The sequence below is a fragment of the Sphingobium limneticum genome (assembly GCF_008710155.1).
Classification (GTDB): Bacteria; Pseudomonadota; Alphaproteobacteria; order Sphingomonadales; family Sphingomonadaceae; genus Sphingobium; species Sphingobium limneticum.
The window spans coordinates 1-20,177 of sequence record NZ_VYPZ01000016.1; the positions used below are offsets into that span (position 1 = coordinate 1).

16 protein-coding genes and 2 pseudogenes are annotated in these 20,177 nt (G+C 61.9%); 13 read left to right on the forward strand and 5 right to left on the reverse strand.

The annotated features are described in order from the left end of the window. Positions 1 to 127: 127 nt before the first annotated feature. The 7 genes and pseudogenes from F4U94_RS16670 to F4U94_RS16700 all read left to right on the forward strand — a co-directional run. Positions 128 to 1,300 (forward strand): annotated as a pseudogene (locus tag F4U94_RS16670) (prolyl oligopeptidase family serine peptidase); the annotation flags it as partial. A gap of 250 nt (positions 1,301 to 1,550) precedes the next feature. Beyond that, positions 1,551 to 2,204 (forward strand): hypothetical protein, encoded by a 654-nt coding sequence (locus F4U94_RS16675; RefSeq protein WP_211363308.1) that lies wholly within the window; start codon positions 1,551 to 1,553, stop codon positions 2,202 to 2,204. 79 nt (positions 2,205 to 2,283) lie between these two features. Continuing rightward, entirely contained in the window at positions 2,284 to 2,883 is a 600-nt protein-coding gene (locus F4U94_RS16680; RefSeq protein ID WP_120251018.1) for a YqiJ family protein, read from the forward strand. Between the two features lie 15 nt (positions 2,884 to 2,898). After that, positions 2,899 to 4,608: a flotillin domain-containing protein gene (locus tag F4U94_RS16685; protein WP_120251019.1), complete on the forward strand. Its 1,710-nt coding sequence runs from the start codon at positions 2,899 to 2,901 to the stop codon at positions 4,606 to 4,608. Positions 4,609 to 4,789: 181 nt separating this feature from the next. Continuing rightward, positions 4,790 to 6,013 (forward strand): TCR/Tet family MFS transporter, encoded by a 1,224-nt coding sequence (locus F4U94_RS16690; RefSeq protein ID WP_120251020.1) that lies wholly within the window; start codon positions 4,790 to 4,792, stop codon positions 6,011 to 6,013. An 85-nt stretch (positions 6,014 to 6,098) separates the two neighbouring features. Further along, on the forward strand, positions 6,099 to 7,658 hold the full coding sequence (gene guaA / locus F4U94_RS16695) for a glutamine-hydrolyzing GMP synthase (RefSeq protein ID WP_120251021.1): 1,560 nt from the start codon (positions 6,099 to 6,101) through the stop codon (positions 7,656 to 7,658). Between the two features lie 150 nt (positions 7,659 to 7,808). Next, positions 7,809 to 9,206: a tyrosine-type recombinase/integrase gene (locus tag F4U94_RS16700; RefSeq protein ID WP_428842949.1), complete on the forward strand. Its 1,398-nt coding sequence runs from the start codon at positions 7,809 to 7,811 to the stop codon at positions 9,204 to 9,206. Here the strand turns inward: F4U94_RS16700 and F4U94_RS16705 are convergent. From F4U94_RS16705 to F4U94_RS16720, 4 genes and pseudogenes are all read right to left on the reverse strand, one after another. After that, positions 9,178 to 9,468 (reverse strand): helix-turn-helix transcriptional regulator, encoded by a 291-nt coding sequence (locus F4U94_RS16705; RefSeq protein WP_037529236.1) that lies wholly within the window; start codon positions 9,466 to 9,468, stop codon positions 9,178 to 9,180. The genes F4U94_RS16700 and F4U94_RS16705 overlap by 29 nt on opposite strands. Before the next feature lie 479 nt (positions 9,469 to 9,947). Beyond that, positions 9,948 to 11,444 (reverse strand): efflux transporter outer membrane subunit, encoded by a 1,497-nt coding sequence (locus F4U94_RS16710; protein WP_066485704.1) that lies wholly within the window; start codon positions 11,442 to 11,444, stop codon positions 9,948 to 9,950. 7 nt (positions 11,445 to 11,451) lie between these two features. Further along, positions 11,452 to 13,007 (reverse strand): annotated as a pseudogene (locus F4U94_RS16715) (MDR family MFS transporter). Between the two features lie 2 nt (positions 13,008 to 13,009). Further along, a complete protein-coding gene (locus tag F4U94_RS16720) occupies positions 13,010 to 14,158 on the reverse strand; it encodes an HlyD family secretion protein (protein WP_066485706.1) in 1,149 nt (382 codons plus the stop codon). Positions 14,159 to 14,298: 140 nt separating this feature from the next. On the opposite strand from F4U94_RS16720, the gene F4U94_RS16725 reads away from it, so the two are divergent. From F4U94_RS16725 to F4U94_RS16745, 6 genes are all read left to right on the forward strand, one after another. Further along, entirely contained in the window at positions 14,299 to 14,730 is a 432-nt protein-coding gene (locus tag F4U94_RS16725; protein ID WP_051519962.1) for a MarR family winged helix-turn-helix transcriptional regulator, read from the forward strand. Then, positions 14,723 to 16,336: an ABC1 kinase family protein gene (locus F4U94_RS16730; protein ID WP_150412019.1), complete on the forward strand. Its 1,614-nt coding sequence runs from the start codon at positions 14,723 to 14,725 to the stop codon at positions 16,334 to 16,336. The genes F4U94_RS16725 and F4U94_RS16730 overlap by 8 nt, the downstream gene beginning before the upstream one ends. A 71-nt stretch (positions 16,337 to 16,407) precedes the next feature. Continuing rightward, on the forward strand, positions 16,408 to 17,388 hold the full coding sequence (locus tag F4U94_RS16735) for an MlaD family protein (protein ID WP_082731229.1): 981 nt from the start codon (positions 16,408 to 16,410) through the stop codon (positions 17,386 to 17,388). A gap of 108 nt (positions 17,389 to 17,496) precedes the next feature. Next, the gene (locus F4U94_RS24415; RefSeq protein WP_170271951.1) at positions 17,497 to 17,667 is read left to right on the forward strand and encodes a hypothetical protein; all 171 of its coding nucleotides are present in this window, start codon (positions 17,497 to 17,499) and stop codon (positions 17,665 to 17,667) included. Between the two features lie 136 nt (positions 17,668 to 17,803). After that, the gene (locus F4U94_RS16740) at positions 17,804 to 18,442 is read left to right on the forward strand and encodes an RNA polymerase sigma factor (protein ID WP_150412020.1); all 639 of its coding nucleotides are present in this window, start codon (positions 17,804 to 17,806) and stop codon (positions 18,440 to 18,442) included. After that, positions 18,439 to 19,497, forward strand: a complete 1,059-nt coding sequence (locus F4U94_RS16745) for an alpha/beta fold hydrolase (protein ID WP_082731227.1) — start codon at positions 18,439 to 18,441, stop codon at positions 19,495 to 19,497. The genes F4U94_RS16740 and F4U94_RS16745 overlap by 4 nt, the downstream gene beginning before the upstream one ends. Positions 19,498 to 19,601: 104 nt before the next feature. Here the strand turns inward: F4U94_RS16745 and F4U94_RS16750 are convergent, their stop codons facing one another. Further along, a complete protein-coding gene (locus F4U94_RS16750; RefSeq protein WP_128082253.1) occupies positions 19,602 to 20,144 on the reverse strand; it encodes a TetR/AcrR family transcriptional regulator in 543 nt (180 codons plus the stop codon). Positions 20,145 to 20,177: the final 33 nt, after the last annotated feature.

The following is a 20,177-nucleotide window of genomic DNA, read 5'->3' on the forward strand; positions in this document are numbered from 1 at the left end:
TGGGACCGCATCAATCTCACCGGCGATTATATCTGGTCCGAGAGCCTCGACCTCGATGCCGATGGCCTCATGCCGCTGCTCATCAAGCCGCTACCGTGAATCTGTGTCCGAATAATGTACAGAGGCCCATATGCGGGTGGTAACCCTCGAAGCTACCCGCCCACGCAGTCGGCCCAAGGAAGTGGTCGGCGAACGGCCCGAAACGCTGGCCGGCGGCTCGCTGGTCGGCAACCGCATGATCCTGGCCTATATGAGCGACGCCCAAACCGTCGCCGAACTGGTCGAGCTGGACGGGCGCAAGGTGACGGACGTGCCGCTCCCCGGCATGGGCACGGCCGCCGGTTTTGGCGGGCGGGAGGGCGATCCCGAAACCTTTTTCAGCTTCTCCGGCTTCGTCACCCCGGCCAGCATCTATCGCTTCGACACGACCAGCCTGAAGAGCGAGCTGTTCGCCCAGCCAGACCTGCCCTTCAACCCGGACGATTTCGGCGTCGAACAGCGGCTCTATCCGTCCAGGGACGGCACGCTGATCCCGATGACGGTCATCCGGCGCAAGACCCTGGCCGATCAGGCGATCGCCGCGCCCACCATTCTCTACGGCTATGGCGGCTTCAACATCAGCCTCACGCCCGGCTATTCGGCCACGCGCATGGCCTGGCTGGAACAGGGCGGCGTCTATGCCATCGCCAATCTTCGCGGCGGCGGCGAATATGGCAAGGCCTGGCATGAGGCCGGACGCGGCGCGAACAAGCAGAATGTGTTCGACGATTTCATCGCGGCGGCCGAATATCTGAAAGCCAATGGCTTCACGACCAAGGACGGCCTTGCGATCGAGGGACGCTCCAATGGCGGCCTGCTGGTCGGCGCTGTCGTCAACCAGCGCCCCGACCTGTTCGCCGCCGCCCTGCCGGCTGTGGGCGTCATGGACATGCTGCGTTTCGATCGCTTCACGGCGGGCCGCTACTGGGTCGACGACTATGGATCGCCCGAAAAAGCGGCCGATTTCCCGCTGCTCTACGGCTACTCCCCTTATCACAACATCTTGGGCGGCAAGGCCTATCCAGCCATCCTCGTCTCCACCGCCGACACCGACGACCGGGTGGTTCCTGCCCACAGCTTCAAATATGCCGCCGCGCTTCAGGCCGCCGACCTCGGCGCCCGCCCCCGCCTGCTCCGCGTCGAAACCCGCGCCGGCCATGGCTCCGGCAAGCCGGTCGACAAGCTGATCGAGGAATATGCCGACAGCTACAGCTTCGCGGCTTACTTCACGGGACTGAAGATCAGGGCAAAACCGAACTGATGATCCTCCCCTGCGAGGGAAAGTGTATCATATCAGCAAGCAATGACGTGAACTTAGGGCTTTGCGTTCCCCGGCGCAGGCCGGGGTCCAGTTCTACGCCCTGAGCTGGACCCCGGCCTGCGCCGGGGAACGCTCCATATCAATTAGCTTCATGGCGATTTGCCATTGGGCATCATGCAATGCTCCCCCGTTCACCCTCCCGACAGCCTGCCTCGTCTATGTCTCTCTTCATCGCAGGAGGCGTAGGATAATGATCGGACCCAAGACCCGCTGGATGACAGGCGCAATGGTCGGCGCAGGGCTGCTGCTAGGCAGCATCAGCGCGGCCGAGGCTCGCCCGCGCTATGGTTATGGTGGGGGCTATGGCGGCGGCTACGGCAATGGCTGGGGCCATCAGGGCGGCTGGGACCGGCATCATCGCCGTGGAGACGGATTCGGCGTGGGCGATGCGATCGGCGTCGCCGCCATCATTGGCGCGGTCGCCATCGTCGCCAATTCCATGTCGAAGGACAAGAAGGTCCGCGATCCCAATACCGGCGGCGAATATGACGCACCCCCACCCCGCACCGGCACCGACTATGGCAGCGACGTCCGCAACGACTCGCGCCCGCGCGACGATGCCGACTTCTCCGACGTGGCGGGCACCAACAGCCCCGACGATGCCATGACCGACGCCTGCGCCGTTGCCGCCCGCGACGAAGCGGAACAGGACCATGGCGGCTATGCCGAAGTGCGCCACATGGAAACGCCCATCGCCACGGCGGACGGCTATAATATCGACGGCTATGTCGAAAGCCGCACCAGCTATCGCGCCAATGACGGCACCAACCGCCGCTTCACCTGCACCATGAAAAACGGCCGCGTGGCGAACGTTTACATCAGCCGTGATCTGGTGATGCAGTAAAATAACACAGTCGAGTCGGTTTATCCTGTCCCGGCCTCCATTCGTCGTCTAGCATCGACGGCGAATCAGGAGGTTAGGAGTGAAAGCCTTTCTTTTCGCGCCGGAAAATATCGTCTTCGTGTCGGCGCTTGTACTGATGCTGCTGATCGGCGCGGTGCAGGCGCTGGGCTTTGCCGGCGACGCCGATCTGGATTTCGACAGTGACGTGGATCTGCTCGGCTGGCTCGGCCTTGGCCGCATCCCTCTGCTGGCGCTGGTTACCCTCTTCCTCACCCTCTTTGCGATCATCGGCCTGCTTGGCCAGCAGACGGCGCACGACGTGTGGGGTGGCATGATCACCCCTTGGATAGCCGTCCCCGCAGCCGGCGTTGCGGCGCTCCCTGCCACCGGCCTCGCCGCCCGCCTCATGGCCCCGCTCCTGCCGCAGGATCACACCACCGCCATCCCGCTCGACCATCTGGTCGGCAGCCATGCCCGCATCGTCACCGGTCGCGCCACCAGCGGCTCGCCCGCCCGCGCCCGTGTCGAGGATCATCACGGCCAGCCCCACTATGTGATGGTCGAACCCGACAATGCCGGCCAGGCGCTGGAGGAAGGCGAAACCATCCTGCTCGTGCGCCGCGACGCGCATATCTTCCGCGCCATTTCCCGTGGCGATCATTACCTACCCCACCTCTAAGTCCAGGAGACAGACATGACCCTGCCTGCCGTCCAGCAAGGTTTTTCCATCCTTCCCTACGCGATGATCGCGGGCAGCGGCCTGCTGGTCCTGATCGTGCTGGGGATCGTGATCGCCCGCCTCTATAAGCGCGCGTCGAAGGAAATCGGCTTCGTCCGCACGGGCTTTGGCGGGGAGAAGGTGGTGATGAACGGCGGTGCGCTGGTGCTGCCGATCTTCCATGAAACGATGCCGGTCAACATGAACACCGTCCGCCTTGCCGTGGAGCGCAAGAATAGCGACGCGCTGATCACGCTCGATCGGCTGCGCATCGATGTGAAGGCCGAATTTTACGTCCGCGTCCGTCCCGACGCCCAGTCGATCGCCACCGCCGCGCAGACGCTCGGCATGCGCACCATGAACCCGGAAGCCTTGAAGGAACTGGTCGAGGGCAAATTTGTCGACGCGCTTCGCTCGGTCGCGGCAGGCATGACCATGAACCAGTTGCACGAACAGCGCGGCGACTTCGTGCAGAAGGTGCAGCAGGTGTCCTCGGTCGATCTCGCCATGAACGGCCTGGAACTGGAGAGCGTCTCGCTCACCGGCCTCGACCAGACCTCGATCGAGCATTTCAACGCCAACAATGCTTTCGACGCCGAGGGTCTGACCAAGCTGACCGAGCAGATCGAGTTGCGCAAGAAGACCCGCAACGACATCGAACAGGACACCCGCGTCCAGATCGAGACGAAGAATCTGGAGGCCGAGCGCCAGTCGATGCTGATCGCGCGCGACACCGAATTTGCCCGGCTGGAACAGCAGCGGGAAGTGGAAATGCGCCGCGCCGTGCAATCGGCCGAGGTCGCCCGCGAACAGTCGCTGCGCAGCCAGGAAGCGGAACAGGCCAAGATCGAAGCCAAGAAGCTGGTCGATAGCCAGCAGATCGAGGCCGACCGCGCCGTGCAGCAGGCCAAAATCCAGCAGGCCCAGTCCCTTGAACTCGCGCGGCAGGAACAGCAGATCGCGGTCCAGAACAAGAGCCGCGAGGAAAGCCAAGCCAAGGCGCAGGCCGACGAGGCCCGCGCCAAGGCCGTCGCTGCCGAGGAACAGGTCCAGACCTCCCGCGCCACCGAAATCGCCGAGCGCGCCAAGCGGATCGAACTGATCGACGCCTCCCGCGAAGCCGAGCGCGCCGCCATCTCGATCCGGGTCGAGGCGGAGGCCGAGAAACAGGTTGCCGCGGACCGCGCCGAAGCCCTGCGTGTCGCGGCCGAAGGCGAGGCCGAAGCCGCCAAGCTACGTGCCGAGGCTGACCGCGTCCGCTTCGAGGTGGAAGCCGCCGGCCAGCGCGCCGTCAACGAAGCGGCGAACCTGCTGTCGTCCGACCAGGTGTCGCTCCAGACCAAGCTGGCGCTGCTGAAAGTCTTGCCCGACCTGATCCGTGAGGCCGCCAAGCCGATGGAATCGATCGACTCGATCAAGATCGTGCAGGTCGATGGCCTGACCGGTAGCAATGGCGGCACAGACGGACTAGTAAATGCCGGCGGCGACCAGAATCTCGCCAGCGCCGCCGTCTCCGCGGCGCTCCGTTACCGCGCCCAGGCCCCGGTGATCGACGGCCTGATGAAGGAACTCGGCCTCGACGGCTCGAATCTCGACACGCTGGTGAAAAGCGCAGTCGATCCGGCCCCCATCGCGCCGGTGATCGTGGAAAAGATCCTGCCGGAAAAGGACAGGGCGGACGGCTAAGTAGAAGCAAGGCGCGCCCCTCCCGCCTGCGGGAGGGGGGACGTATGTCGCCTTCCTGCCGCTTAGATGTCGCACCACTGGCGCATCCCTGTCGCAATCGCCCCGAAATTGCCCGACGACACTGTGAACTTCGGCGGCGTAACCCTTGGCAACCCCCGCGCATCCCTATAGCCCCACCGCCATGACCGCACCTGCCTCCCCGCGTCGCACCGCTGCGATCATCTTCATCCTCATCACGGCGCTGCTCGACGTCATGTCGATGGGGATCGTCATCCCGGTCCTGCCGCAACTGATCGAAACGCTCTCCGGCTCGGATGCGGCGGCGGGCATGTGGAATGGCCTGTTCGTCGCCCTCTGGGCGGGTATGCAATTCATCTGCTCGCCCCTAATCGGCTCGCTGTCCGATCGGTTCGGCCGCCGCCCGGTGATCCTCATCTCGGTCGCCGGCCTCGCGCTCGACTATGTGTTGATGGCGCTGGCCCCCAATCTCTGGTGGCTGGCATTGGGCCGCATCCTGGCGGGCGTCACTTCGTCCAGTTTCACCTCCACCTTCGCTTATATGGCCGACATCACCCCGCCGGAGGGCCGGGCGAAGGGCTATGGCCTGATCGGCGCGGCCTTCAGCGCCGGCTTCGTCGCCGGACCCCTGATCGGCGGCCTGCTGGGCGAAATATCGCACCGTGCGCCCTTCTGGGCCGCCGCCGCCCTCTCCGCCCTCGCCTTCCTCTATGGCCTCATCGTCCTGCCCGAATCGCTGGCACCCGAAAAACGCATGGCCTTCAGCTGGCGCCGCGCCAATCCGTTCGGCGCATTGAAGCTGCTGCAATCCCACCCGGAACTCTCCAGCCTCGCGGTCGGCAATTTCCTACTCTATTTCGCCCATCATATCTTTTCGGCCATCTTCGTCCTCTATGCCGGCGACCGTTATGGCTGGAGCGCGTGGCAGGTGGGCAGCCTGCTGGCGCTGGTCGGCCTGCTCGACATGGGGGTGCAGGGACTGCTGGTCGGCCCGGTGGTCAAGCGGCTGGGCGATCGCACCACCATGGTCGTGGGCCTGTGCTTCGGCGCGATCGGCATCGCCTCCATGGGCCTTGCCTCCACCGCCACCCTCTTCATCGCCGCCATCTTCCCCAACGCACTCTGGGGCCTGGCCATGCCGACCATCCAGTCGCTGATGACGCGCCATGTCTCCGAATCCGAACAGGGCCAGTTGCAGGGCGCGAACAACAGCGTCGGCGCCATCGCCGGCGTCATCTCCCCGCTCTTCTTCGGCGCCATCTATTCGCTGTCCGTCGGCCCCAAGCCGACCCTGCCCTATATCGGCACCGCCTTCCTGATCGCGGCCGCCATCCTCGCCGGCGCGGCGCTGATCGGCTGGCGGGCGGGGCGCCAATTCCAATCATAGCGTTTCAAGGCATAACTGGACATATGGGGACGGGGCCTCTAACCGGGCGCGAATCCCTTCCCACGCTCGATATAAAGGCGATTCGATGACGCTGCCCCTTCAGGATTCCATCCTTATCGTGGACTTCGGCAGCCAGGTGACTCAGCTCATCGCCCGGCGCGTCCGCGAAGCCGGCGTCTATTCCGAGATCGCCCCCTTCAACGCCGCGGCCGAAGCATTCGAGCGCATGAAGCCCAAGGGCATCATCCTCTCTGGCGGCCCTTCTTCGGTCATGTGGGAAGACAGCCCCCGCGCGCCGCAGCATTTCTTCGACGCGGGCATCCCGATCCTTGGCATCTGCTACGGCCAGCAGACGATGATGCAGCAGCTGGGCGGCAATGTCGAAGGCGGCGAGAGCGGCGAATTCGGCCGTGCCTTCATCGAGGTGAAGAAGGATTGCGCCCTGTTCGACGGCCTGTGGACCAGCGGTGAAAATCACCAGGTCTGGATGAGCCATGGCGACAAGGTGACGCAGCTGGCCCCCGGTTTCGAGGTCGTCGCGACCAGCGAAGGCGCGCCCTATGCCATCACCGCGAACGAAGCCAAGCGCTTCTACGCCACCCAATTCCACCCCGAAGTCGTCCACACGCCGGACGGCGCCAAGCTGCTCGCCAATTTCGTGCGCCATGTCTGCGGCCTCGCCGGCGACTGGACCATGGCGGAATTCCGCGCGACCAAGATCGCCGAAATCCGCGCGCAGGTCGGCGAAGGCCGCGTCATCTGCGGCCTGTCGGGCGGCGTCGACAGCGCGGTTGCGGCCGTCCTGATCCATGAAGCGATCGGCGACCAGCTGACCTGCGTCTTCGTCGACCATGGCCTGATGCGTCTGGGCGAAGCCGAGCAGGTGGTCAGCCTGTTCCGCGAACATTATGGCATCAAACTGGTCCATGTGAACGCAGAGGACCGCTTCCTGGGTGGCCTCGCCGGCCTCACCGACCCGGAAAAGAAGCGCAAGTTCATCGGCGGCGAATTCATCGCCGTGTTCGAGGAGGAGGCCGCGAAGATCGGCGGCGCGGATTTCCTCGCGCAGGGCACCCTCTATCCCGACGTGATCGAATCGGTCAGCTTCACCGGCGGCCCTTCGGTCACGATCAAGTCGCACCATAATGTCGGCGGCCTGCCCGAACGCATGAACATGAAGCTGGTCGAACCGCTGCGTGAGTTGTTCAAGGATGAAGTGCGCGTGCTGGGCAAGGAACTGGGCCTGCCCGACATCTTCGTCGGCCGCCACCCCTTCCCCGGACCCGGCCTTGCCATCCGCATCCCCGGTGAAGTCACCAAGGAACGCTGCGACATATTGCGCAAGGCGGACTTCATCTATCTGGAGGAAATCCGCAACGCTGGCCTCTACGACGCGATCTGGCAGGCGTTTGCGGTTCTGCTCCCGGTCCGTACCGTGGGCGTGATGGGCGATCATCGCACCTATGACAGCGTCTGCGCCGTGCGCGCCGTCACCTCCACCGACGGCATGACCGCCGACATCTATCCCTTCGACGCCGCCTTCCTCAGCCGCGTCGCCACCCGCATCATCAATGAGGTGAAGGGCATCAACCGCGTGGTGTATGATTACACGTCGAAGCCGCCCGGCACGATCGAGTGGGAATGATTCGGGGCCATTTTTGGCTATCGCGATCAATCGGCAAAGCTCGGTCAAAGCATTGAAATAAAAAGACTATCTCACGCTATCTATCGAGGTCAATCGCGGAGCAGCGGTTGGCCCTGGCGTCCTGCGTGACGGTATCCGGCAAACTTGCACTTGGCCCAATCCAGCGATACCGTCAGAGGTATTGAAGCCAGTGACGGTATTCTTTCCGCACTAAGCCATTGTAAATCATGCGACAATTTCGGCAGAATTGCCGAAAATCGCCTGACGGTATTTTGCGTAGAGGAGGTCGGTATGCTCACCGATGTTGCCCTTAAGAACCTGAAACCACGCGAAAAAGCATACAAGGTCACGGACCGTGACGGCCTTTATGTTCAGGTCTCAACCTCCGGGACGCTGACGTTTCGGCTGGACTACCGGCTGCATGGGCGACGCGAGACGCTGACGCTCGGGAAGTACGGTCCCTCCGGTTTGTCCCTTGCTCGAGCCCGTGAAGCGACGATCGACGCTAAACGTGCAGTCTTCGAAGGCAGGTCCCCTGCCCAGGAAAAGCAGCGCGACAAACGCCGGATCAAAGAGGCCAAGAGCTTCGGTGAGTTTGGTGAGCGCTGGTTGGTGAAGGCGCCGATGGCGGACAGCACCCGCGCAATGCGGCGTTCGATCTTCGAACGAGAGCTTCTGCCAGTCTGGAAGAATCGGCTGCTGACAGAAATCACGCCGGATGACCTGCGCGCCCACTGCGGCAAGATCGTCGATCGCGGCGCTCCGGCGACTGCGATCCATGTCCGCGACATCCTGAAGCAGATCTACGGATTTGCGATCTTGCACGGCGAGAAGGTCGCCAATCCGGCCGACGATGTCGGCCCCGCCTCGATCGCGAAGTTCGTTCCAAAGGACCGGTCGCTGTCGCCGACGGAAATTCGCGTGATGCTCAAGCAGCTCGACCATGTGGCGACGCTGCCAACGATCCGACTCGGGATGCGCCTCTTTCTGCTGACAATGGTGCGCAAGAGCGAGCTGCAGGATGCGGTCTGGGACGAGGTGGACTTCGAGAACGCCGTGTGGACGATCCCCAAGGAACGCATGAAGCGATCCAAGGCGCATAACGTCTATCTCTCGCAGCAATGCCTCGACATCATGATCGCGTTGAAGACCTGCGCGGGTAACTCGCGCTACCTTCTGCCGTCTCGGTATGATGCGGATGCGCCGATGTCCCGGGCGACCTTTAATCGCGTCACCTATGCCGTCGTGGAGCGTGCGCAGAAGGAAGGCTTACCGCTGGAGCCGTTCACGGTACATGACTTGCGCCGCACCGGATCGACCCTGCTCAACGAACTGGGGTTCAACAGTGACTGGATCGAAAAGTGCCTGGCCCATGAAGATGGGCGATCCTCGCGCGGCGTCTACAACAAGGCGGAGTACGAGCATCAGCGGCGGCATATGATGCAGGAGTGGTCTGATATCATCGATGCTTGGGTGGCGGGGCAGAAGCGCGTGCCGGTCCTGATTCCGCCCTCGATGCCTATGCTCGTGCCTGATCCGGCGCTTTGACGGGGCGCGCCTTGCGCTTGCGTACATCAGGATGCGGCGCGCGGTCGATGGGCGATCGCCGAGCTGTCGCCAGGCGCTCGGTCAGCCACGCTTCGACCTCGGCCAGATCCCACACCACACAGCGCGGGGTGAGCGCAAAGCGACGAGGGAATTCGCCGCGCAGTTCCATCTCGTAGATGGTGGTGTCGGCCAGCGGTATGATCTGCCGAAGCTCATGGCGGCGGATCATCCGCTTTTTGAGGGCCTCAGGTTTCGTCGACATAACTCTACTCCAACGGGATTGGCGTCTGATGCCGATTGGAGCCGATAGACCCGACATGAAAAGAGCGAACACACCGGCGTAGGGCCCGCGGCGGCAATGGCGTACAAATCGGCGGGCTCGTTCTGGTTGTCCCTTGGCCCTAGTCATGCGCAGGACGCAGTCCGTCGAGCGGAGCGACGACGTCAACAAACTGCCGGCGCAGGCTTGCCAGTCCGATTGCCAGAGCCAGGTCTTGCCAATCCGAAAGGCCGCGTATCGTGCGTAGATCAATAAATTGAAGTGAAGAAGCAGTCGCCCTTAATCCTGCGCCAGCTTAACTGCTCAATCTTGAACTCCCGACCGAAGTTGCATCGTCACCTCCCGTTCCATACAGACCGTATTTCGGTGTCGACCACAGCAGCGTCTCCTCAGTCAAGGCGCCGTTATGGTAATTCGGTAACTACCCCAAAGGCGACACCAGGGCATGACAGGCGGAGGGATCACTGATTTGTTCCGATAGACGTGGTCGAGGAATCCGTTGCCAATCCTTGATAGGTCGATTCCTGCCACCCGAGTCCGAGTGATTTTTGGATGGCGATATAACTTGCCGTAAGAGCCGCAACCGCACTTTGAAGGTTTGATGCAGCAAGCACTTTCTGACGACCGGACTCGAGTGCGTCACTGCGGGAAATCACCTGTCGCTGGAAGCGTTGTTGTGTCAAAATGTCTGACTCGTCAGCCGATCGCTTGATCTCGGCGAGCGCTGCCACATTGCGACGTTGCTGTGCAAAGCGCGCGAGCGAATTCTCGGCGTCCTGGAACGCACCTAGAACGACCTGTCGATACTGTGCCTCAGCTTCGTCTCGTCCAGCGCGCGCTTGCGTTATCTGGGCCGAAGTTCGTCCAAAATCGAGCAACCCCCATTGTAGCTGGGGCACGGCAATGTTGGAGATATTTCCCAGATCGACCAGGTCTCCGACAGACGTTCCGCCGATGCCTAGGATCCCCATAAAGCTGATCTTGGGAAAACGCGCTGCTTCAGCGACGCCAATCCGGGCGGTCGTGGCCGCCAGATTGCGCTCGGCGGCGCGTATGTCGGGTCGACGGCGAAGTAGAGAGGCGGGATCGCCGATGGCGACGACCTGTGGTGGCAAGGGGACGTCACGCGGGATAGCCAGCAAGGAATCGAGCCTCCCTGGCGCCTCCCCTGCAAGCACGGCGAGCGCATTGAGATAAATTCCGATCTCCGCCTCAGCCGTAGCGAGATCGCCGTTGGTAGCCTGAATGGCGCGGTTCGCCTGACCAATGGCAAAGGCCGGCACCGTGCCCTGCTGAAAGCGTTGCCGAGCGAGGCCTAGCTGCTGCTTCTGCAGGTCCAGCCCCCCACGAAGTGCAGCGGCGCGCTGCTGCCGGTCCCGCAGATTCGTATAACTTTGCGCAACGTCGGCTGCGAGTTGAACGTGTGCATCTGCCGCGTTGTAGGACGCCGCTGCGGCTAGTGCGTTAGCGGATTCTATTTTTCGGATCTGGCCTCCCGCAAAATCGATTTCCCAATTTGCGTTCAGGCCGAGATTGAAAAACTGGAGAGAGGAATCCGCGTCCTGGGAAGGGGGCGTTGCGCCGTTCCCCTGAGCTGACTGCAGATCGATCCCGGGAAGGTCGGCGAAGATTCCGGTCGCTTGTGCCCCAGCTTTCGGAAAGCGGTTAGCGCGCTCCTGGCGCACGGATGCACGCGCCTGACGGAGTCGCGCCTGGGCGACATCGATCGACGGATTCGCTGCAAGTGCGCGTTGCTCAAGCTCGTTCAGGACCGGATCTTGAAGGGCCGTCCACCACTCAGCAACTGCGGGGTCATTGGTGCTCGTACTCGCGGTCTGGCGCACGAACTTGGATTGGGGGGCGGCGCGATCCAACCCCGGCGGTCCGGCGTAGTCCGGGCCAACGACACATCCGCCGAGCAGCAAGGGGGCGAGAACGAGACCTCTGAAGTTTATCATCGCAGCCTCAATGCATCGCCATGGACTGCCCTTTAGGCAGCGGGCGCAGGAACAAAACGAGTGGAAGCGTGGCTAGTGTCGCAAGCGCCATCGCCAGGAAAATGTCATTGTACGTCATGATGAAGGCCTGCTGCTGAATGGTCCCGGCAAGCGACTGAAGGGCGGCGTCCATCTGGCCGAACGTCCTGGTCATGCCGGCGAGATAATCCTGCAACCTTGGGTCGTTTGCCCAAAGGGTCTCTTCCATCCGTCGGCTATGGAGCGACATTCGCTGGTCCTGAAAGGAGGCCAGGGCGGCCAAAGCGAACGACCCGCCGAGATTTCGTGCGGCATTGAAGATGCCTGATGCATCACCGGCATCCTTCTTGCTGACCGAAGCGATAGTGGCCTGGTTCAGGAACAGCATGGTGAGGATCATGCCGACACCACGCAGTAACTGTCCGGCGGTAAAGGCTTCTCCGGCAGATTCCGCGGTGAGGCTGGTGTTGACGAGGCAGCTGGCGGCCATGAGCGCAAGGCCTGTGCCAACGGCGATCCTGATATCGACGACGCGGATAAGCAGCGGGATGACGGGCATCAGTAGGAAGGCAGGCACACCCATGAGGAAATCACCTGACCCGTCTCAAGGGCGTTATAGTTAGCGATCAGCGCGAGGAATTGCGGGATGACGAAGGTCGAGCCGTACATCACCATGCCCAGCGCCAGCGCCATGACGACGACGCTGCCGAATTGTCGATTCATCACGATCCGCAGCTTAAGCACAGGCTTGGCGGCCCTGAATTGTCCGATACCCAGCATGACAAAACCAATCAGGGTCATGATCGTCAGCCGGACGATGTACGTCGATTCAAACCATTCTTCACGGTGCCCTTCCTCAAGCACGACCGTCAGTCCTCCCAGGCCGAGGATCATGCCGACGATCCCGAACCAGTCCGCCTCGCGGAAATAGACCCAGTTCGTTTTCTCGTGCGGCAGGCCGAGCAGCAGCAGCAGCAAGAGCAGACCGCAGACCGGCACGTTGACGAAGAAGGCATAATGCCAGCTCAGATTTTCCGTGAGCCAGCCTCCGAGCAGGGGGCCAAGAACCGGACCCAGAATGACGGTCATTCCAAAAAGGGCCATGCCGATCGGCTGTTGCGATGGCGGGAGGCGCTTTGCGACGATCGTCATCGCTGTCGGGATGAGCACGCCGCCCGTGAACCCCTGACCCGCCCTTCCGACGATCATTGTCATCAGATCCGTAGCCGTGCCGCACAGGACCGAGAATCCTGTAAAAGAGGTCACCGAGATGAGGAGAAGTGTCCTCAACCCTAAAAGCCGTTCCAGCCACGCGCTCAGCGGTATGATGATGATCTCGGCAACGAGAAAAGCCGTGGCGATCCACGTTCCTTCCGTGCCGGTCGCTCCGATCTCCCCTTGGATAGTCGGCAGCGCCGAGTTGACGATCGAGATGTCGAGTGTCGCGAGCAGCGCGCCCAGCGCGCCGGCCGCGACCGCGATCCAGGCCGTCGAGTCGGCTCGCTCGGCGCGTAACGTCCCCGCAGATGCAGCAACCGTCGCCACGCTCAGCGCTTCCGACTTACGGCCTGCCGGATTCTCTCCAGGTCGCCTTTCGCCGAACGGGTATCGACAGTAATGCCGACCGACATTCCGGGAACCAGAAGGGGCCTGACTTCGGGCGGCGCATCGATCGCGATACGGACGGGCACGCGCTGAACGATCTTCGTGAAGTTGCCGGTCGCGTTTTGCGGCGGGAGCACGGAGAACTGGGCACCTGTGCCCGGTGCGAAGCTGGCAACCCGCCCTTTCAGCTCGACCCCGGGGAGCGCGTCGACGTCGATGCTGACGGGCTGGCCGACTCGCATGAGACCTAGCTGCGTCTCTTTAAAATTGGCCTCGATGAAGAGGCGCTCCACCGGCACCAGCGTCATCAGGCGCGTTCCGGGCTGTACGAACTGCCCTACCCGGACAGCGAGATCGCCGACGCGACCATCGATCGCTGCCTTGAGCAACGTCGATTCGGTGTTCACACGCGCGGCGGAGAGCTGAGCGCGAGCGGCTTCGGCTTGCGATTGCGCCTGTCGTACCTGCGCACCAAGCGTGCCAACGCGCCTTTCTGCTGCGGTAAGGCCGGCCTGAGCAGCATTGGCGCGCTCATCTGCCTGTCGTGCCTGCGTCTGAAGCTGAGCAAATCGCTCGCCTGGCTCTGCGCCAGACGCCGCCAGCGGCTGATAGCGCGCAACCTGCTGCCGCGCGAAGGCGGCCTCGGCGCGCGCCGAGGCCGCCTGAGCACGCGCCTGGACGATTGTCGCCTGCTGTTCAGCGATCTGCGAACGGCTCGTCTCGACCGCAGCTTTCGCTGTGTCGATCTGGCTGGTGATCTGCTCGCTTTGGGCTCGATATTCGCGAGGGTCCAGTTCTGCCAACTGCTGCCCTTTGCGGACCGCTTGGTTCGCGCTGACAAACACGCGCTCGACATATCCGGCAACTTTCGGGGCCACCACGACAGAGTCCGCCGCCACATAAGCGTTGTCGGTTTTCTGCATGAACTTGCCGCGGTTCTGATGGTCAAAATACCATACCAACCCCGCTCCCACGATCGCGATCGCGACAATCAATAGCGCCAACCGAACCCGTACCGACTTGAGCGGACCGGCGGGCCGCTCACCGACATCGTCATGGTCGCCTGAACCGACTGGGGGATCTTCCACCATTCTATTCCCGATCAACTATCGATTCAAAGAACCGGGGGACTTGCCACGGCGGCCGAGCTTCGGCAATACCACATTATATGGAACCTCACCAATCGGGTATACGTGGGATCGCAACCACCTTCGGCTGGACCTGGTACAGGATGCGGCGACTGATCGACGCCTATCTTGCCTGTCAGGGTGCATCGATGGCCCAACTAAAACTGCTCGCGTATCTCGCGGAACAACCGCGCCGCTCCACCGACATTGCGAGCTTTTTCGATCAGGCGCCCCGCACTGTCACCCAGGCGATCGACGCGCTCGAACAAAATGGTCTCGTGTCACGATCGCCTGCTCCGGACGATCGCCGGTCCAAACTGGTGCAGATCACAGACGCCGGCCGGGCCACGTTGGGACTGGCCATGCCGCTCTACGACGACATCGTGGGGCAGACCTTCGGAAGCCTGACAGCGGATGAACTCGAGGGCCTCGACGCGGCGATCAAGCATTTGAACCGGCTCGTCGACCATCTGGAGACGAAGGCCAGCGTTCCCGAGACCCAAGTTCCCGCCCCGAAAAGCCGGGCGCATGATTGATCGAGCTCCTACCGATGAAGCCGATACGACTGCTCTAAAAGAAAGGGAGCGGTTCGCACAGATTCTCGTCCTGTTCGGGCGGCACGGTCTCAAGGGGCTGGCCGCTCGGCTGGGTCTGGGGGTGGGGGGGGACGAGCCGCTTGAAGATACCCGGCCGGAAGCGATTGTCGCGCTTTTGCGGGATATCGGTCCTGTCGCGGTCAAATTCGGACAGATCCTCGCGATGCGAAGCGACCTTCTGGAGCCGGCATGGGTCGATGCACTTTCAAAACTGCAGGACCGCGTTCCTCCGCTTCCATTCGCGGCCGTGCAACCGCTGATCGAGGAAGCGATCGGCGGCCCAATCGAAACAAGTTTCAGCCACTTTGACACCGAAGCGCTTGCGGCAGGCTCGATCGCTCAGGCGCATGCGGCGACGCTGCTCGACGGGCGGGACGTCATCGTCAAGATTCGCCGCCCAGGCATCGAGCGGATCGTCGATGCCGATCTTCGGCTCTTGCGAAGACTGGCCCGGGTCGCGGAGCGCCGTATCCCCGAGATCGCAAGACTGAAGCCGGACGAGCTGCTGCGCCATTTCGCCGAGAGCCTCGCCCGGGAGATGGACCTCAGCGCAGAAGCGCGCGCCAGCGACGCGATCGGTGAATATCTTAAAAACTACGGGGTTCGGACCGCGCGCTTCGATTGGGAGCTTTCGGGTAGGCGAGTGAACATCCAGGAGCGGCTCCGCGGATTTCCCGCAAGCGATCTGGATGCGGCACGCCGGAGCGATCTCGATCTGGCTGCGCTCGCCAGCACATATGCGCAAGCGATCCTGCGCATGATCATCATCAACGGTCACTTCCACGCCGATCCGCATCCCGGCAACGTCTTCTTTCTTGAAGACGGGACGCTTGGCCTGATCGATTTCGGGGCCGTGGGCACCCTCCTGCCGAGACGCCGGGAGGAACTCGTTCGGCTTGGCCTCGCGATCGCTTCGGAGGACACCGGCGGTGTCGTCGATATCCTTATGCTCTGGGCCGGTGATCCGGACGTGGACCGGGTCCGGCTTGAAGAGGCAATGGCCGAACTGATCGACCGCTTCAGCAACGTCCTGCTCGATCAGATTGACCTCGCCGACATTTTTCAGATGGTATTCGCGATTCTGCGCGACTTTCATCTCGCGCTTCCGCCTGACCTCGCTTTAGTGCTCCGGACCTTGCTGACCGCCGAGGGGTTCGTCCGGCGCATCGATCCGGCATTCGACATTGCTCGCGAGCTTGCTCCCATAGCAAAGGAAATGATGCGGGAGCGGGCGAGCCCTGCCCGGCTGCGCGGCGAGGCGGGCAAGCTGCTCGCAGCGCTCGGACGAGCGGTTCTGTCAACGCCGAACCTCGTCGGACAGATCGAGAAGGTTGCGCGAACCGGCTCGATCACCGTCAGTATCGCGCCCAAGGACCTTGAGCGTCTACGCGGAAGAGAGCGTGCCGGCAGGGGTACTCCGCAGCTCTATCCTGCCACCCTCGCGATCTGCGCCGCGATAGTGTTTTCCTCGCAGCCTCTCCTGGCGGGACTGTTGGCTTTCGGCGCTGTTGCACTGGCCGTTTTGGAAGGTGTGAGGCGGCGATGAGCGCGGCGCACGCAGAGCTGACCGCAAAGCATCGCGCCTGGCGCGACAGGTCTCGGGATTCCTAGCTCCCGATGGAAACGCATTCAAACTGGTTGAAGGTGAGCCTGATCGTGGGCCTGCTCATGGTCACTGCGATCGGATTCGCTTTGTGGCTTCTCCAGGCGAGCGATGCCAAGGGGCCGACGTACGAGATACGATTTGAACAATCCGTCGATGGCCTGCAACCGGGGTCGGCCGTGAACCTTCTCGGCGTTGCCATCGGTCGCATAACTGAGATCAAGGTTCAGCCCAAAAATCCAGATTTCGTGACCGTGCGGTTCGTGCTGACCAGTGACACGATTCTTCATCGAGGTGTGACAGCATCGATCGAACGGTCGTTATTTGATGGATCGGCAAAACTGAGCCTGAGCGGCGACAACAATCGCAACCCGGTGCTCGCGGCCCGAGAGGGGCAGCAGTTCCCGATCGTACCAGCAAAGGGCGGAGGACTCTTGGGCGGCGGTGGTCCAGCAGACCTCATTGCGAAGGTTTCGTCGAACGCTGAAAGCGTGTCTAAAAAGCTCGATCCCGTTGGTTTGCGTTCGATAGAGAAGCGTCTCGACGAACTCGCGCGCAACTCGCAGAGCTGGACTGGCAAAGTCGGTCAAGTGGCGGGACGGTTGCCACAGACGGACAGGCTCGATGCTTTTGCAAAGCAGATCGCCAATACAGGGGATGGTGCAACGAGACTTCGCCGACGCATTGAAGCGTCACGTGGAGGATTTCGTGAGCGTATTTCTAGGTCGCTGGACTCGGCTGACAAATCAGCCGTGTCTTTTGGGCAGTCGGTTTCGCGCGCACGACCTCGGATGAGGCAGTTGGAAGCGGATGCCCGCCAGGTCACTGAGACCGTTCGATCGCTCCGGGGACCAGTCGGTCGTGCCGGCGATGTCGCCAAGAGAATCGAACAGGGGGGCTTGGGATCGACCAAATTGCCTGATTTCAAACCCTCGCCTGCTGGTCAACCAAGCGAGATCGAGACTCCTGCGGCGAAAAATGGATCGAAGCCATGAACAGCGTGTGCCGATCCCCGGCACGGTTTTGCTGGCGAGTGGTTCGACCCGGGATCGATGCGAGAAGGTGCTATTCCCGAACAACGGCAGCAACCATCGGAGTGATCGATGCCGAATACCGACCCAAAAGACAAAGCGGCGACACTCATCGCTGCGCTGCTCGTCCTCCTTGCGGAAGCCGATGCGTTCGGATTCACGCTACCGGCGATACAATTCGAAGCTGCGATCACAGCGTTGAGTGGGATTGGCGGCGTGGCTCAAATATCGACCAAAGGCTGACTCGACGGCATCCCGCGTCGATGCGTTTGCCCAGTCCGACCTCCTCTAAAAGGCCACAGAATAATGGGATCGCGTCGGCTTTCGTGGTTGGAGCGGTCTTCTCATCCAATTTGCATATTCTGCAAAGGTGACGAGGATGACACTTCCCGCCGCCATTGATCAGACTGATCCGTTTATAAGCCAGCGCGGTTTTAGCCATGCTGTGCGCAGGGTGATGCCAAACCTGCGGATTTATGCGCGTCGACTGACGCGTAACGAGGCAGATACCGATGACCTCGTTCAGGATACATTGGTGCGCGCCTGGGCCGCGCGAGAGCGTTTCGAGATCGGGACGAACCTTAAGGCTTGGCTTATGCGGATCGCACGGAACAGCTTCCTGTCTGGGAAGCGAAAGGATCGGCGCTCGGTATCGTGGGATCCGGCAATCGCAGAACGTCTTTTAATTGCCCCTGCCACGCAGGACGAAGGGATTTTCTCCAGTGAACTCAACCAAGCCGTGTCGTCGCTTTCTGATGGACAACGCGTAGCCTTCGAGCTGGTGACACGAGACGGGCTGACATTCGAGGAAGCCGCGGATCGTCTCGGCGTACCGCTTGGCACCGTTAAAAGTCGCGTATCGCGAGCCCGTCGGGTGCTCGTTGACGGCTTTGAAACCGATCCGCCTCTCCCGGTCCAGCTACCAATGCTCCCCGCGCCCGCGTGCGAAGCTCCTGAAACAAGCGATGCGAAAATATACCGAAACTGGAAAAGATCCGGTTCGAGAACAATAGGATGAATACGCCGCAGCCTGGACAGTTCGGTTTCAATCGCGTCACGCCGGATCAAGGCCACATAATTGATTCAGTCAAAGAAAGGCACTGGAACACCATGCGTGAAATCCCGTCCGATATCGTACAGACGTGGGCGCCAGACCCTGCATACCTGCCCGATTGGTTTGTCGACGCGCTATCCGTGCCGCGGGAGGAAGGCTTCGTCGAGGTCTCTGGTGTGAGAATGCATTACTTCCGCTGGGGAGATCGTTCCGCGCCTCCTTTACTGATGACCCACGGCTTTCTCTCTCATGCACGGTGCCTGGCGTTCGTCGCGCCTTACCTAGCTGAAAATTACCATGTGATCGCCTACGACCATTCAGGAATGGGCGACAGCGACGTTCGCGAGAATTGTGACATGGTCGCGCGAGGACGGGAGATGATCGGGGTCGCGGAGGCCCTTGGACTTTTTGGCCACGAGCACAAGCCGATCATCGTCGCACACAGCTTTGGCGCGGCAGTCGCGCTCCAGGCGATCACGCTGGCGCCGGATGCCTTTGCCGGTACGGTGATTTGCGATCTGATGGTGCTGCGTCCGTCCAGCTTTGACGCCGTTTGGGGCGGCGGCCGCACCGGCCCGGGATCAGGCGACCCCGATCGCCCGCATAAGCGCTACCCCGATTACGCCAGCGCGCGCGAGCGGTACGTTCTATCTCCGCCACAGCCCGTTGGTGAGGCGTTCCTGATGGATTACATGGCCTATCACTCACTTCGACGCGAAGGCGAAGCGTGGACCTGGAAGTTTTCGCCATCAGTGTTCAAGCGGGATAATGTGCCCAGCGAATGGCTTGAAATGGGCAGAACGCTGGTCGAGGCACCAGGCCGCAAGGCGATAGTACACGGCGAGCAAAGCCTCCTTTTTACAAACGATTCCAGTGATTACGTGCGCGAGCTCGGCGGTATCGATATTCCGATCATCGCTGTACCCGAAGCTCGGCACCATCTGATGCTGGATCAGCCGCTGGCGTTCGTCGCCGCCTTGCGCGCGTTGCTGGCGGGCTGGAGCATCGAGCGCAATTAGACCGGTTTGATACCAAGCTATCCGCCGCGTCCGAGCAGGGTTTTAGGAAGCTTTTAGCACCGCATTCGACCAACCTAGGGAGCACACCGACCTGTACTCCGGTGTTACGTCTGCGCCGTCACAAGGGCGCGTATCGTCAACCGTTCGATCAAGCTGCTCACGTCATCGGCTGAACTGGTGAGTCCTTCCGTCAACCACCAGCTTAAAATGGTGATTATTCCGCCCACTACGACCCGAACAGCGAGTCCGCGAGGCACGGATGAATCAAACGGAAGATCGAGCCCCTCTGCGTATCGAATGGCGCGAGCCGTCACTTCCTGTCGCACTGCATCGCCACCGCCAACCAGCAGAGCTGCAGACGCGTGCCGATGGAGATCGACGAACTCCACGACCGATCGCACGGCGTTTCCCACATCTCCACGTACGAGAGCCGGGGCCACCTGCTTAACCAACCGTCCCATCAACTCGTCCGCCACGTCGAGCAACAGCATGTCGACGCCGGGATAATGGCGAAAGAAGGTCGCGTAGCCGACTCCGGCCTGGGCGACGATACGTTGCGCAGTGATCGAATGCGCGTCGCCGTCTTGCAACAGCGCCAGCATCGCGTCGCGCAGCAGCGAACGGGTTCGCGTGACACGAGCGTCCACGCCCTTTTCGCTATTACCCCTTTTATGAGCCAC